At 62.2% G+C, this 14521-nt stretch carries 13 protein-coding genes and 2 pseudogenes; 6 read left to right on the top strand and 9 right to left on the bottom strand.

The genetic code is table 11. The features are described from left to right. Positions 1-177: 177 nt before the first annotated feature. Positions 178-1626, top strand: a complete 1449-nt coding sequence (locus HZR14_RS11080; protein WP_181692936.1) for a DHH family phosphoesterase — start codon at positions 178-180, stop codon at positions 1624-1626. Positions 1627-1771: 145 nt separating this feature from the next. Then, positions 1772-2584 (top strand): CBS pair associated ParBc domain-containing protein, encoded by an 813-nt coding sequence (locus HZR14_RS11085; protein ID WP_181692937.1) that lies wholly within the window; start codon positions 1772-1774, stop codon positions 2582-2584. Between the two features lie 43 nt (positions 2585-2627). On the opposite strand, the gene HZR14_RS11090 is transcribed toward HZR14_RS11085, so the two are convergent. The 7 genes and pseudogenes from HZR14_RS11090 to HZR14_RS11120 form a co-directional block, all read right to left on the bottom strand. Then, on the bottom strand, positions 2628-2984 hold the full coding sequence (locus HZR14_RS11090) for a DsrE family protein (protein ID WP_181692938.1): 357 nt from the start codon (positions 2982-2984) through the stop codon (positions 2628-2630). Positions 2985-3093: 109 nt separating this feature from the next. Then, positions 3094-3357 (bottom strand): DUF7520 family protein, encoded by a 264-nt coding sequence (locus tag HZR14_RS11095; RefSeq protein WP_181692939.1) that lies wholly within the window; start codon positions 3355-3357, stop codon positions 3094-3096. 351 nt (positions 3358-3708) lie between these two features. Beyond that, on the bottom strand, positions 3709-5505 hold the full coding sequence (ctaD, locus tag HZR14_RS11100) for a cytochrome c oxidase subunit I (protein WP_181692940.1): 1797 nt from the start codon (positions 5503-5505) through the stop codon (positions 3709-3711). A gap of 115 nt (positions 5506-5620) precedes the next feature. Continuing rightward, the gene (locus HZR14_RS11105) at positions 5621-5920 is read right to left on the bottom strand and encodes a DUF6684 family protein (protein ID WP_181692941.1); all 300 of its coding nucleotides are present in this window, start codon (positions 5918-5920) and stop codon (positions 5621-5623) included. Between the two features lie 58 nt (positions 5921-5978). Further along, positions 5979-6377 carry a DUF7541 family protein gene (locus HZR14_RS11110; RefSeq protein WP_181692942.1) on the bottom strand — a complete coding sequence of 133 codons (399 nt, stop codon included), beginning with the start codon at positions 6375-6377 and terminating at the stop codon, positions 5979-5981. Between the two features lie 107 nt (positions 6378-6484). Further along, on the bottom strand, positions 6485-7351 hold the full coding sequence (locus HZR14_RS11115) for a cytochrome c oxidase subunit 3 (RefSeq protein ID WP_181692943.1): 867 nt from the start codon (positions 7349-7351) through the stop codon (positions 6485-6487). 49 nt (positions 7352-7400) lie between these two features. After that, positions 7401-8241 (bottom strand): annotated as a pseudogene (locus HZR14_RS11120) (RNA-guided endonuclease InsQ/TnpB family protein); the annotation flags it as partial. 167 nt (positions 8242-8408) lie between these two features. Here HZR14_RS11120 and tnpA point away from each other — a divergent pair. Together tnpA and HZR14_RS11130 are read left to right on the top strand one after the other, a co-directional pair. After that, the gene (gene tnpA, locus HZR14_RS11125) at positions 8409-8831 is read left to right on the top strand and encodes an IS200/IS605 family transposase (protein ID WP_181692944.1); all 423 of its coding nucleotides are present in this window, start codon (positions 8409-8411) and stop codon (positions 8829-8831) included. Continuing rightward, a complete protein-coding gene (locus HZR14_RS11130; RefSeq protein ID WP_181692945.1) occupies positions 8828-10135 on the top strand; it encodes an RNA-guided endonuclease InsQ/TnpB family protein in 1308 nt (435 codons plus the stop codon). The genes tnpA and HZR14_RS11130 overlap by 4 nt, the downstream gene beginning before the upstream one ends. 6 nt (positions 10136-10141) lie before the next feature. Here HZR14_RS11130 and HZR14_RS14630 read toward each other — a convergent pair. Both HZR14_RS14630 and coxB read right to left on the bottom strand, forming a co-directional pair. Next, a pseudogene (locus tag HZR14_RS14630) lies at positions 10142-10696 on the bottom strand (RNA-guided endonuclease InsQ/TnpB family protein); the annotation flags it as partial. Positions 10697-10854: 158 nt separating this feature from the next. Then, positions 10855-11607 (bottom strand): cytochrome c oxidase subunit II, encoded by a 753-nt coding sequence (coxB, locus tag HZR14_RS11140; RefSeq protein ID WP_181692946.1) that lies wholly within the window; start codon positions 11605-11607, stop codon positions 10855-10857. Between the two features lie 99 nt (positions 11608-11706). Here coxB and HZR14_RS11145 point away from each other — a divergent pair, with 99 nt between their 5' ends. Together HZR14_RS11145 and HZR14_RS11150 are read left to right on the top strand one after the other, a co-directional pair. Beyond that, complete coding sequence (locus HZR14_RS11145; RefSeq protein ID WP_181692947.1) at positions 11707-13077, top strand: heme o synthase; 1371 nt, start codon at positions 11707-11709, stop codon at positions 13075-13077. Between the two features lie 127 nt (positions 13078-13204). Then, positions 13205-14398 (top strand): NAD(P)/FAD-dependent oxidoreductase, encoded by a 1194-nt coding sequence (locus HZR14_RS11150; protein ID WP_181692948.1) that lies wholly within the window; start codon positions 13205-13207, stop codon positions 14396-14398. Positions 14399-14521: the final 123 nt, after the last annotated feature.

The raw sequence follows: 14521 nt of genomic DNA on the forward strand, positions 1-14521 counted from the left end.
CCCCGTTCGGCAGGCGAGAAGTTGCCAGCGGGGACACGGGACTGGCCCGCTGTCCCGCGCTGGAATCCTCGCGCTTCAGCGCGGGGAGGATGTCAACCGCCGGGTGGATTGTTTCGTCGCTCCAGCACGTTTCGTCGCTCCAGCACGTTTTAGGCCGTCGGGGTCGGATCCGTTGACATGAATCGGCTGGTGTTGGGTTACGATGCGGTCGGAACGTCGTTCGTCGAACGGCTGGCCGACCGCTCTGAGTCCCTTGTCGTCCTCGTCGACGACGACGACCGGGCCGAGTCCCTCCGTGACGGCGGCATCGATGCCCGGCGGGTCGACGTGGGTAACGTCGAGGACATCCGGACCGTCGCGGGCGATATCGACTCGATCATCGTCGCTCCGGACGACCCCGCGGACCTCCGGACGGCGGTCCGGACGGCCCGGTCGGCGTATCCCTCAGCGTTTCTGATGGTCTGTCTCGGCGACCGGGCGACCGGGAGCGATCGAAGCGCCGTCGCCACGGCGGCCGACCGGGTCGTCGACCTACCGGCCGAAGCGAGCCGTGCGTTTCTCGACCGCGCCGGCGAGGCCGGCATCCGGCCCCGAAAACTCCGGGAGGCGCTCGAGCGGATCGACGGCAGACTCGCCATTCTCGCTCACGACAACCCGGATCCGGACGCCATCGCCTCGGCCGTCGGACTCCGGTGTCTGGCATCGGAGTTCGGCATCGACGCCGAGGCGTGTTATTACGGGGACATCAGCCACCAGGAAAACCGTGCGCTCGTCAACCTCTTCGAGTTCGATCTCCGGGAGCTCTCCCCGGAGGCCGACCTCTCCGAGTTCGACGCCTTCGCGCTCGTCGATCACTCCAGGCCGGGTGTCAACGACGGGCTACCCGAGGAGACGCCGATCGATATCGTCATCGACCACCATCCGCCGAGGGAGCCGGTCCACGCGGGCTTCGTCGACCTTCGGAGCAGCGCCGGGGCGACCTGTACGCTCATCGTCGGATATCTCCGGCATTTCGGGATCGACACGAGCAAAGCGCTCGCGAGCGGCCTCCTGTACGGGATTCGGACGGATACCGACAACTTCTGTCGGGGGGTCTCGATCGCCGACTTCGAGGCCGCCGCGGAAATAATCGGGTCGGTCGACAGCGACCGGCTCAGACAGGTCGAGTCCCCGAGCATCTCCTCGGACACACTCGAGACGGTCGGTAACGCGGTCTCGAACCGGACGATACACGAGGACGTCCTCACGACCTGCGTCGGCCCGATTTCGGATCGGGATACGCTCTCGCAGGCCGCCGACCGGCTGCTCGATATGGAGGGCGTAACGACGACGCTCGTCTTCGGATACACCGATGACACCGTCTTCATCTCCGCGCGGGCCCGCGGCAGCGAGCGCGACCTGGGCGAGACCCTCCGCGATGCGTTCAACCAGATCGGCGGGGCCGGCGGACACGCCGACATGGCCGGCGCACAGATCCCGGTCGGTATCCTCACCGAGGGGACCGACACCGACGACCGGTGTGACGTGATCACGGACGTGATCACCGATCGGTTCTTCGAGGCGCTCGGGATCACGCCCCAGTACGCGCCGTTCATGTACACCGACGGCGATGACGGATTCAGCTAATACTGTCGGCGAGACAAGGGAAGACGTGTCCACGCGACCGCGGTATCCGTCGTGGAACGGCGTCCGACAGTACGTGCCGGCGGTCGCCCCCTCGAACCGCTATCGAGTGGTGGGCTTTTTGCCGTTCGACGCCGTCATCTCGACAATGGACGATCGTTCAGACGACACGCCCTACGACGGCAAACCAAGGGTGAAAGATTACATGACGCGCGACGTGGACACGGTCTCGCCGGACGACTCCGTGGAAGCGGTCGCAGAGCGGATCGCCGTGAGCCACGACCACAGCGGGTTTCCGGTGTGTGACGGCCGTCAGGTCGAGGGATTTATCAGCGCCCGCGATCTGCTGCTCGCCGACGAGCGCGACCTCATCTTCAAGGTGATGACCGACGACATCATCGTCGCCCACCCCGAGATGCGGATCACGGACGCCGCACGCGTCATCCTCCGCTCGGGCATCGAGCGGCTTCCCGTGGTCGACGACGCCGGAAACCTGGTGGGTATCATCTCCAACGCCGACGTCATTCGGTCGCAGATCGAGCGCGCGACCCCCGAAAAGGTCGGAAAGCTCAAACGCACCCTCGAAAGCATCCACGGCGCCGAGGCCGGAGAGGAGCGTCGAACGGTCGAGTTGGCCGCGCTGACGCCGACGCAGACGAAGGTATACACCGACGAACTGGAGGGCAGACGCTACGAACTCGAAAACGGACTCGCGGAACCGCTCGTCGTCATCGACAACGCGGGGGAACTCCTCCTGGCCGATGGCCATCACCGCGTCATGGCGGCCGCCCGACTCGGTATCGAGGAGATGGACGCCTACGTCATCACGCTCGACCGGCGGGTCGAGTTGGGGATGGCCGAAACTGCCCGCAAGAGCGATCTCGAATCAATCGACGATATCGAGGAGGTCGATTACGGACACCACCCGCTCGTCGAGACGACCGAACGGCTCCAAGAGTAGCCGACGGCCCCGCTTTCTCGCTGCGGAGATACGACCGGAAACGTCAGAACGTGATGATCTCGTAGTCGTCGTCGACGAGCGTACGGATACTGGGGTGGCCGTCGTACTCGTCGAGCGTGGTGAGCCCCGACTCCGCGACGGCATCCGAAACGCCGAACGCGCCGGAGCAGTAGTCACACACCACGGCATCGTCTCTGACCGCCTGGTACAGCCCGTGGTAGTCGCTCTCCTCGTCTTCGAGCTCCGGTATCCACTGGGTTCCCGCCCCATCGAAGATCAACGTGAACTCGTCACCGTCGGTTTCGGCGAACTCCTTTGCCGCCTCGAGCGCGTTCGCCACGCGGCCATAATCGGAATGTGATTCGTTACCGGCAAGAACTACGATTGCTGCCTTTGCCATCGTGAACGTTTATAAATCGCGTACGTATTAAACGCACCCGCGGACGTGTGTCGACGGCACCGAGCCGACACGGACGAACCCCCGGTATACAAAGCGGTAGCCGGCGGTCTCAGGCGTCGACGTACCGCCGCGAGACGAACACGACCAAAGCCAACAGGACGCCGAGCACGACGCCGACGAGTGTCATTCCGTAGGCGGCGAGGCCGACCGGCGTCGGTTGGAACGTCACGAGTCCGAGAAACGAGACCGCTTCGAGATCACGGAGCCCGATACTGCCGATGGCAGCGCCCATAAAGCCCGTGACTCCCACGACGATCACGTACAGGACGACGATGATGCGCTCGCCGCTGACGCCGGTTTCACCCTCGCTCACGGGAGCGAATACGGCTACCGTCCGAATGAGCCTTTTGTTTCCGCGGTAGGGCCGGGCACTCGTGACGGCGATGCTGACGGAGTTCGGCCGGCCGGGAGACGCCACGCGGCCGGGTCCGCGTCGACGCGTGAACGCCACTGTGAAACGCTTTTGAGACGCCCAGCCCAAACACTGGTATGTCCGAAAAACGCCGCCAGTTCACGGAAAAGGAGTATCTCCTTCTCGTCCTCGTCGCTGTCTCCGTGCTCATGGCCCTGACGGCGCTCGTGTTGGTCGTCAGCTCTACGTGAACGATCCACGCCTCGTGGTCGAAACGCCAATCGGAAAAAAATAAACCGTTCGGCCGCGGCGTCACTCGTCGCCGAGTGTCTCGCCGCCGTCCGTTGCGACCTCGCCGTCGATTTCTGTCTCGCCGCCGTCCGTCGCCGCGAGCTGTTGTTCGAACCACGCGAACTCGCGACCGTGGAGGCCGTACTCCTTGGTGTCCCAGGGATCCGGGTCGGTGACCTCACCGCCTTTCTTCCAGGACCAGACGATGTTGACGAGCCAAAGCACCGTTCCGACGGTGATGATGAGCGCACCGACGGTCATCGCCTGATGGAGGAGCGTGATCTCCGCAAGCGGTGCGAGGCTCGGATTGAATTCGTAGGTCGCATACCGCCGCGGCATCTCGAAGTAGCCCGCGAGCAACATCGCAAAGAAGGTGATGTTGACGCCGATCATCGAAAGCCAAAAGTGTGCTTTCGCGAGCGTCCGGTTGTACATCCGGCCGGTGACGATGGGGAACCAGTAGTAGATCGCCCCGAACCCGGCGAAGGCGATCATTCCCATCACGACGTAATGGAAGTGCCCGACGACGTAGTACGTCTCGTGAAGCAGGTAATTAACCGGAACCGACGCCAAGAAGACGCCGGTGATCCCGCCAAGCACGAAGTTCGAGATGAACCCGATACAGAACAGCATCGGCGTGGTCAGCCGGACGTTCCCGTTCCACAGCGTCGTGATCCAGTTGAACGTCTTCACCGCCGAAGGGATGGCGATAGCGAGCGAGGTTGCCATGAACGATGCTCGGATCCGGGGATCGATCCCGCTCCCGAACATGTGGTGTGCCCACACGCCGAACGAGAGCACGCCGATCGCGAGCGTCGAGTAGACGACGAACTTGAAACCGAAGAGCTTCCGGCCGGCGAACTTCGGTAGGATCCACGAGACCAGCCCCATCATCGGCAACACGAGGATGTACACCTCCGGATGGCCGAAGAACCAAAAGAGGTGTTGCCACAGGATCGGGCCACCACCTTCGACCGCGAAGAAGGTCGTCCCGAAGTTGCGATCCAAGAGCAACATGATCAACGCGCTCCCGAGGAGCGGGAACGCAAACAGGATGATCCCCGACTGGGTGAGGATCGTCCAACTGAATATATCGAGATTCGCCCAGGAGACGTCGTCGCCCCGCTCGGTGAAGATGGTCGCGATGAAGTTGATCGCCCCCATCGTCGCCGAGACACCCGTCAGATGGAGTCCGAGGAGCATGAGGTCGACGCCGGGGTTGACCTGCTCGACCGACAGCGGCGTGTACATCGTCCAGGACGTCTCGGCCGGGCCGATAGCGAGATCGAGCGGGATGGTGAAGAACCCGGCCCAGATGAGAAGTGCGCCCGGCGGCAGAAGCCAAAAGGCGATGGCGTTGATCCGCGGGAAGGCCATGTCGTCCGCGCCGATGAGAAGCGGGACGAAATAGTTCGCGAAGGCCGCGATGATCGGCGTCCCGAAGAGGAACAACATCGTGATCCCGTGGCTCGTCAAGAGCGCGTTGTACATGTTCGGGCTGATATACGTCGACGCCGCGGTGAACAGTTCGATCCGCATGATCAGGACGGCGACGCCACCCCACAGGAACGCGATGACACCGTAGGTCCCATACAGGATCCCGATGTCCTTGTGATCGACCGTCGTTAACCAACGAACGATGCCAGAGGGTTTGTGCGCGTGTGAGCCGCCGTGTGCGTGTCCGCCGTCGGTCGCGAGCCGTTTGCCGCCGACGAACGGGAGCCGTGTACGCCAGTTCTTTACGCTGGCAACGAAGCCGAACGCGAGGACGAAAAGCCCACCCACGAGGGCCGTCAGCGCGAGCTGTTCTGGTGGCATGTGTGTCTACCGAATGTGTGGGCTTACTCCTAAAGAAGGTTTGTGTTATCGGGTGATTTCCGCGGCGGCGGGTCGTATCAAGTGTGTCTTCGATCGCCTCCGAGGGCCGCTCCGGCTACTCGTCGCCCCCCGAGATACCGGCGGCTTCGGCGTCCGCTCGGGAGTATCCCGGAGGGGTCTGTTCGTCGGCCTCGCTCTCGGCAGCCGAGATCGCTTTGCCGGAGTAGTATGTCAAAATCGCGAGCGCCACGCCGATGAGGGCCATGAGACTCATCTGGACGAGAAAGACCACCGAATCGGCGGGAAACGGCGCGACCAGGGCGTATAGCCCGATAAAGAACAAAAGCACCGTGAGCGGGATGACGTTGACCGAGAGGTCCAACAGCGTTTCGCGGTCGAATGAGCGCTCGTTCATGCCTGCCGTGTTTGAACGCCCCCAATAAGACGTTATTGGTCGAACGTACGGCCGTGGATCACCGAGTCACCACCCGCGGAACGACGATCCCGGATACCGAGACGATACCCCCGGCCGCGGCGATCGTGAGGCCCCGCTGGAGGACGCTGTCGGCGGCGGCCGCAGCACCGACCGACGCCGAGAAGCCGCCGTCGACACGCAGCGACACGACCAACAGCCCGAGAACGACCAGGGCCGCCCCGAGACTGACGAGCAACCGCCACGGGGAGACGACGTAGCCCGCCTCGTTGACGATGCCCGAAACGCTGGCGACGAAGAGGACGAGTCCCACGATCGAGGCCGCATAGACGTTGAACAGGATCCCGAGTTCGCTGAGCACCAAGCCGAGGACGACGACGATCGGCCACGGGCTCGTCTTGTCGTAGCGGTCGTTCGTCCGTTGGGGCTCAGTTCCCATATCCGTACGTCGTGATGACGGGTAAAAGACGCGTCGGTTGCTCGATGCGTCCGGAGACGCATCGGCCATTCGAGACGAATGCCGGCCGGGAACGCGAGTCGACGGTATCAGACGATCGCGCCGGCGTACAACACGACGACCAAGAACACCCAGACGACGTCGACGAAGTGCCAATACATCGAGACGGTGCTGATCGAGACGTGCTTCTCGGGCGAGTAGTGGCCGTACAGCGCCCGGACGAAGACGATCGCGAGCAACACGGCACCCAACGCCACGTGGAGGCCGTGGAGCCCGGTCAGGCCGTAGAAGGCCGTCCCGTACGCCCCGTCGGTGATTCCGAAGCCGTAGTGGAAAATGAACTCATAGTACTCGTAGACCTGCCCGGCCAAGAAGACGAGTCCGAGCCCGAACGTCGTTCCGAGCAGTCGGACGAACCGCTTCCGGTCGCCCTTCAACAGCGCGTGGTGGGCATAGTGCATCGTCACCGAACTCGCGATCAAGACCAGCGTGTTCGCGATCACGAGCGTACTCAGGACCTCCCCCTCCGTGACGATCGCCGGAAGGTTCTCCCACGCGCCGGCGCGGACGAAGAAATAATAAACGAAGCCGCCGCCGAACGTCGCGACCTCGGTCCCGAGGAACAAAAGCATCGTCAGTTTCAACGGGAAGCCGTAACTGTCGGCCTCTCCCTCCCAGAAATCGACGATGAACGCGTGATACAGCCAGCCGTACAGTCCCGTGAGGAACGCGACGGTACTCAACACGAAGACCAGGGGGCCGATCATGGGGTTGAGCATCGGTTCCGTCCCACGGCCGAGAATGAACAGCGCGGCACCGACGTAGAACCCCCCCCCACCGAGGGCCGCGATGAACGGCCACCACGATGCTTCCCCGAATCCTTTCGGCCAGTCCTCGACGGCCGGTAGGTGATGGCTGTCGCCGTGACCGTGGCCGTCGTCAGTCTCTACGCTCATACCCGTTGGTACGGGTGCAGGAACAAAAACCCACGTGAACTACCCCGCCCTACTCAGCAACGCTTCGCGTTGCTTCCTTGAGGGCGGGGCTTCCTGCTTCCACGACGTTGTCAGACGTAGTCTGACAGCCTGTCGAGGTTCCCTCGACAAACGCGACTTGCATCCACGACGATGGACGATGAATCGCCACCGTCAGTAGACACAGCGGTCGCAGCCTCCACAGGCGTTAACGAATCGCTCTGTGATTCGTTCGCACACCAGAAATCTTCGATTTCTGGGGACGTTGCTTCGGAGTGAACCACTCCTAGTTTGTCGAGTCCCCTGTTGAGGACATTGAGAGCCGCGTTCCAATCTCTATCAAGTTCGAACCCACATGTCGGGCACGAATGCTCGCGCACCCACAACGGCTTGCGCGTTTCAACGCCACACGACGCGCATTCCTTGGTCGTCCCGCGCGGGTCAACCTGCACGACGTGACATCCGTTCTTCTCACCGTGATGTTCAAGAATCGTGATGAAGTCGCGCCAGCCAACCTCGGCCTTGTTCCGCGCGTTCTCCGAGGATTCGAGCATCCCTTTCACGTTGAGGTTTTCGACGAACACGGCGTCGTACTCCGTGGTGTAGAAGTGCGCGAGTTTGTGCTTGAAGTCGTGCTTCTTGTTCGACATCTGCGCGTGAACCTTCGCTACACATCGTCGTTGTTTCTCCCAGTTGTTCGACTCATATTCCTTCCGCGAAAGCGAGCGTTGCTCGCGTTCGAGTCGTTTTCGCTCGTCGGACAAGTCAAGTCTCCCGACAGAACGTCCATCCGAGTCGTGGATGAAGCTGAGGACGCCGAGGTCAAGCCCTACTGTATCATCTGGGTCGATGTCTTCGACGGCGGGTTTATCTTCTAACAGGCGCAATACCCCTTCCTCAAGGAGCGAGCGAAGCGAGCGAGTAGGGAGAGGATACGCGCCGTAAGCTCTGACCGTCATAGGGTGTCGTGCAAAACAGGGTATCCAAACGAAACACTAATGCCATTTGGGTGCGGAGATTGGAGTGTAGACAAAGGCCAATGGTGTACGACCTCGACAAAAGTTCCCACTCCGTGTACGCCTTGAACTACCACCTCGTTTTGGTAGTCAAATACAGGAGAGACGTGTTCACGGAGGAGATGAAGAACTTCATGCGAGGTGCCGTTGAAGGCTTCACAGAAAACTACGGCGTCGAAATCGAACGCTTCGAAGCCGACGGCGACCACGTACACATTCTGTTCAATGCCAAGCCGAGTACTGACCTAACCAAGTTCATCAACACCCTCAAAGGGAGTACCGCCCGACGGATTCGCAACGAGTACCACGACGAGATCACGGACAAACTCTGGGGTGATTCGTTTTGGACAGACTCGTACTGTCTCATCTCCACTGGGCAAGTGTCGCTTGATACGCTCATCGAATATGTCGAGAACCAACGCGAGGAACCCCCGGACGACCGATGAACTACAACTACAGGTATCGGCTCTATCCGACCGATGACCAACGGGAGGCGTTAGCGTGGACGCTCGATACCTGTAGACAGGTCTACAACCACTTCCTGAACCGGCTCAACGAAGCCGACGACATCCCCTCGGAATACGCCCAAAAGAACACACTCCCCGACCTGAAACGCGAATGGTCCGACCTGAAGCAGATCCATTCGAAGGTGCTTCAGGTCGTCGTAGAACGGCTCTACAACAACCTTCGCACACTCTCAGGGCAAAAGGAGAACGGGTACAACGTCGGTGCGCTTCGTTGGAAGGGCGCGGGATGGTACAAGTCGTTCACCTACAGCCAGAGCGGGTTCACACTCATCGAGACCGACACACGACGGGACCGACTTCGACTGAGCAAGATCGGTGAGGTGCCAATCGCGTACCACCGCGAGATTCCCGAGAACGCGACCATCAAGCAGGTCTGCATCAAACGGGACTCAACGGGCAACTGGTACGCCACCCTCGGTATCGAAACCGACGAACAGCCGGAGAAACCCGCTCCCGAAACCATCGACCCGAAGGATACGGTTGGCATCGACGTGGGTATCCTGAAGTACGCTCACGACACCGACGGGACCGCCGTCGAATCGTTGGACCTCTCGGACGAACGTGAGCGCCTACGACGAGAACAGCGGACACTCTCGCGCAAGGTGAAGGGGTCGAACAACTACGAGAAGCAACGGACGATCGTCGCCCGGTGTCACGACCGTATCAAGCGAAAGCGCCGCGACTTCCTCCACAAACTCGGCCGCTACTACGTCGAGACCTACGACGTAGTGGCCGTCGAGGACCTGAATGTTCGCGGCATGATGGAGCAAGACCGAAACAGTCGAAACACAGCACATTCCGCGTGGCGAACCTTCATCGAGATACTGCGATACAAGGCTGAGAGCGCCGGTACGCACCTCGTTGAAGTCAACCCGCGTGGCACTACCAAGGAGTGTAGCAACTGTGGCGTCGAAACTGACAAGCCCCTGTGGGTGCGCGAGCACTCTTGTCCGTCGTGTGGATACGAGGACGACAGGGACGCCAACGCCGCGAAGAACATCCTTCAGCGTGCTTTTTCTGAATTAGGCATGGGACAGGCCGAATCCGCGTGGTTCGAGAGACGAAGTCTCTCGTCATCACGAAAATCTCCGATTTTCGAACGACCCCCGGAGACTGCGACCGCTACGGATACCCGTGTGGTGTCTGCAAGTCGCGTCATCGAACGGGGAAGCCCCGCCCTCAACGAGCGAGGTCGTCAGACCGAGCGAAGTAGGGCGGGGTAGTTCACCTGGCGTCTCCGTCTCGATGCAGAAGCTGGCGTCCCACGCGCCAGTGGAGTCTTTCTTGAGTGTGACTTCTTTGATTGACTCATGGTCTGGAAGGTCTCGATGTAAGCGAATCGGGATTTCGCGGGTTTTGCTTTTGAGTTTCTTGAGGATGAGAACGCCTCGACCGTTCGGGCCACTCTTCTTGTCGAGTTCGAAGCCCGACTGTCGATACGTGAAACTCCTGAAGTCTCGTGGACGCTTCCAGTTCAGCGACCCAACGTCGTAGCCTTTGGCTTTGAGTTTCCCGAGGTTCTGAATGTTGTCTCGGATGCGCTCGACCGCCTTCTGTAAGACCGTCGAGTAGACCTGTTTGAGGCCGGGCCACCAGTCTTTGAGCGCAGGGAGCGTGTCTCGAACCATCCAGACGCGCTGGCGAAGCGTACCTGTGTCCTCGGGTATTTGTTCAAATTCGCTGAGCGCGTGGTTGTATAGCTGTCGCACGGTGTTCCGTTGCCAGTCCATCGCTCCGCGTTGCTCCGTCGTCGGGAACAACCGGAAGCGTGGGCTGTAGTTCATGCGACGTGTCTACTTGTAGGAATTGAAGTATATTAAGCATACTGACCGGCGTGGTTGTGCCTCGTGTGGGCGCTGTATCCCCTCCCTACTTGCTTCCTTCGGTCGCTCCTTGAGGAAGGGGGCTTAGCGCCCTCTCTTTCACCTAAAGCGCTCGGTCGCTACCCGAGTTGCTCGTCGATCCAGGCGTCGTAGTCGTCATCCTCCATAATGATGAACTCGCCGTTCATCTGGGAGTGGCCGACACCGCAGTACTCGGTACAGTAGAACTGGTGGCTGCCGGGCTCGTAGGTCTCCGTCTTGACGGTGTTGTACTCCCCGACGATGGCCGTCTGTTTGATGCCCACGCTCGGGACGTGGAGCATGTGTAACCAATCCGAGGACCGGATGTGGAGATACACCGGTCGGTCGGTCGGGACCCGTATCTCGTTGAACGTGCTGACGTCGCCGCCGGCGTAACTGGCTCGCCAGCCGTATCGGAAGGCTTCGATCTCGATTTCGACGGCGTCCTCCTCGTCGGCGTGGGGACCGACCGCCCCTTCGAGGTCCTGTGAGACGGACGGCTCGAGGCGTTCTTCGTCCGCGATCGGATTTCCGATCTCCTCGACCGCGAGCACCTGATACGATGCCACGCCGACGAAGAGCAACACGACCGCCGTCGCAATCGTCCACGTGATCTCGAGTCGACGGTTCTCCTCGGTCGGCTTCGGGTCGTCGTTGTTTCTGAACTTGATGACCGCGTAAATGAGCACCGCCTCAACGATGATGGTGATCGGGATCGCCGCATAGAGCAGCGTCATGTTGAGATCGGAGATCAGTTCGTCGCGGAGCGACACCTGTGCGGCGACTGGCTCGACCACAAGCAGCGCGAGAAACCCGACGAGAGCGACCGGTAGTATGCGCGCAACTCTCATTGTTCAACGTGTTGGTCTACTCGGTCAAATATGTGCCGACTTCAACTAGTACCACACGAAACGGGGCATCTAAGTGCGTACGCACGAAGAGTGTCGACAATGCGATCGACAGGGTTCGTATCATTGCTTGGGGTGGCAGTCGTCGGCGTATACGTGCTCGTAATCGTCGGCGCGACGGCCGCGCTCGCCGACGCCGCGGCTGCCTGTGGGGGATGGCCACTCTGTACCGGGGACCTCACCGATCCCGCCGTGCTCGTCTCGATCTTCCACCGTCTCGTGGCGGCCGCCGTCGGGCTGCTCTTGGTCGTAACCGCCGCCGTGGGCTGGCGGGACACGACGCGGCGGGTCCGGGCCGCACTCGCCGTCGGCCTGGTGTTGTACCCCCTCCAGGCCGGGGTCGGAGCCGTCATCGCGAACGGAACGCCGGTGGAGAACCTACACCTATTGACCGCGATGACCATCTTCGGGACCTTAGTGCTCGCGTTGGCGTGGGAACTGGAGGCGGAGACCGGGACCGACGACGTCCCGGGGACCGTTCCGGAACTGGAACTGGAGCCGGAACCACCGGCGGACGACGGCGTCGAGCCGACACGCGCGCGCTCCGGGCCCGCTCGACTCAAAGCCACTCTCGGCGCGTACTTCCGACTGATGAAGCCCCGGCTGATGTGGCTTCTCTGTCTCGTTGCCGGGGCCGGGATGGTGCTCGCCGGGACGCCGGCGGTTCGGACCGTCCTCGCGACGCTCGGCGGCGGCGTCTTGGCTATCGGCGCGTCCGGCACGTTCAATCACGTTCTCGAACGGGACGTCGACAAGCGGATGAACCGTACGTCCGACCGCCCCGTCGCGACCCACGAAGTCCCGGTCCGGAACGCCTTCGCGTTCGGCGGGCTGTTGACCGTCGCATCGCTCGGGGCGTTCCTGTCGGTAAACCTGCTCACCGCCGCGCTCGGACTGGCCGCGATCGTCTTCTACAGCGTCGTCTACACCGTCATTCTGAAGCCGAACACGGTACAGAATACGGTGCTCGGTGGAGCGGCCGGGTCGCTGCCGGCGCTCATCGGCTACGCCGCCGTAACCGGAACGGTCGGCGTCGGTGGCCTCGCGTTGGCCGGACTCATCTTCCTGTGGACGCCCGCACACTTCTATAACCTCGCGTTGGCCTACCGTGACGACTACGAGCGCGGCGGCTTCCCGATGATGCCGGTCGTCCGCGGCGAGACCGAGACGCGAAAGCACATCCTCCTGTATCTCGGCGCAACGCTGCTCGGCGCTGGCGGGTTGGCCGCGGTCTCGGACCTCGGCTGGCTCTACGGCGCGACGACCGTGGCGCTCGGAGCCGTCTTCCTGTGGATGGTCGTTCGGCTTCACTACGAGCGCTCCAACGGAGCCGCGTTCCGGGCGTTCCACGCCTCGAACGCCTACCTCGGATTGGTGCTCGTCGCGATCGTCGTCGAGGGACTCGTGGTCTGACGTCGGCTGGTGTGTCTCGAACCCCTCCTCCGACGGAGCCGTCGTTTCAGTTCTCCGACGGAGCCGTCGTTTCAGTTCTCCGACGGATCCGTAGTGCTAAGCCGTCGCCGTCCGACGGTTCACCGGAATGAAGCCGAACGAGGCGCGCGTTGCCGTCCTCGGCGGGGCCGTGGCGGGACTCGCGGCGGCACACGGACTCGTAGACGCCGAGGGGATAACCGAGATCCGCGTGTTCGAGCGACAGGAGTACGACACGAAGCGCGTCGACTGCGGGGAGGCGATCAACGACGCGACGCTCGTCCCGCTGGAAAAGACGGCCGAAAACGGGTTCTTGAACGACGTCGAGGGATTTCAACTCCGCGTATACTCGGGCCGTGACCGGGAGTTCGACGACCCTCCCCTGGAGACGTCGGACCTCCGATGCGATCCGGGATACGTCTGTGATCGCAACACCGTAGAGCGCCAGTGGGCGCGCTCGCTCGCGGAGGACGGCGTGGCTTTCGAGACCGGGCGCTCGGTGTCGCCCGACGAGTACCGCCGGATCGTCGAGGCGTACGACTACGTCGTCGATGCGACCGGACAGCCGTCTTTGACACACAAGGCTACCGACGCGGTCGACGAGTACACGGGCGATATGGTCGCGTTGAACGCCACGGTCGACGGCGAGTTCGGCGAGTACCTCCGGTATCCGCGCATCTTCTTCGAGGGGTACGTCGGCTACTCGTGGTCGTTCCCGAAATCCGAGCGCACGGCGAACGTCGGGATCGGGTGGGCCGGTGACCGACGGCCGGACGACTACATGAACGCGTTCGAAGCCGCCGCGAGGCGCAACGGGTTTCCCGTCCCCGATCGGTCCGACGTGAACGTGTATACGATCCCGCGCGGGCCGAGCCTCGATCCCCGACGGACGCATCGCCCCGCAGACGGCGTCTTCTTGGTCGGTGACGCGGCCGGGATCGCGAACCGGTACCAGGGCGAGGGCATCTGTCAGGCGATCTGGTCGTCGTATCTCCTCGCCGAATCGATCGAGGCGGGACGGGTCTCGGAGTACCCCGAGCGGCTCTTCGAGGCGATGAGACCGGAGTACCGACTCGCACACCTGATGCGCGGCGCGTGGGTCGAACACGAGGATCCGGAGCTGCTGGCGGCGGTCGCCAAGTCGCTCGAGGGGCTCTCGATCGACGACGTTACCAGACGTCCTCGGCGGGTGTTTCGCCGAATCGTACGGAACCCGACGGTCGCCGGGCGGCTCGTCGCCGACAGCGGAATGCTACGTCGAATCGTGGACAGCTACACCGACACCTGGGAGTACGCGCGGTAGCCGGCGTTTCGAGGCGGCTCCTTCCGACCGGAGCCGTGTCGCCTGCGGGACTCTCCCCTCTGGCATCTCCCATCCCGAGCGACACTGCGACCGAACGCTTATATTTCCCCGTCGCTTCGGGGC

It is taken from the genome of Natronomonas salinimetallica (genome assembly GCF_013839515.1).
Classification (GTDB): Archaea; Halobacteriota; Halobacteria; order Halobacteriales; family Haloarculaceae; genus Natronomonas.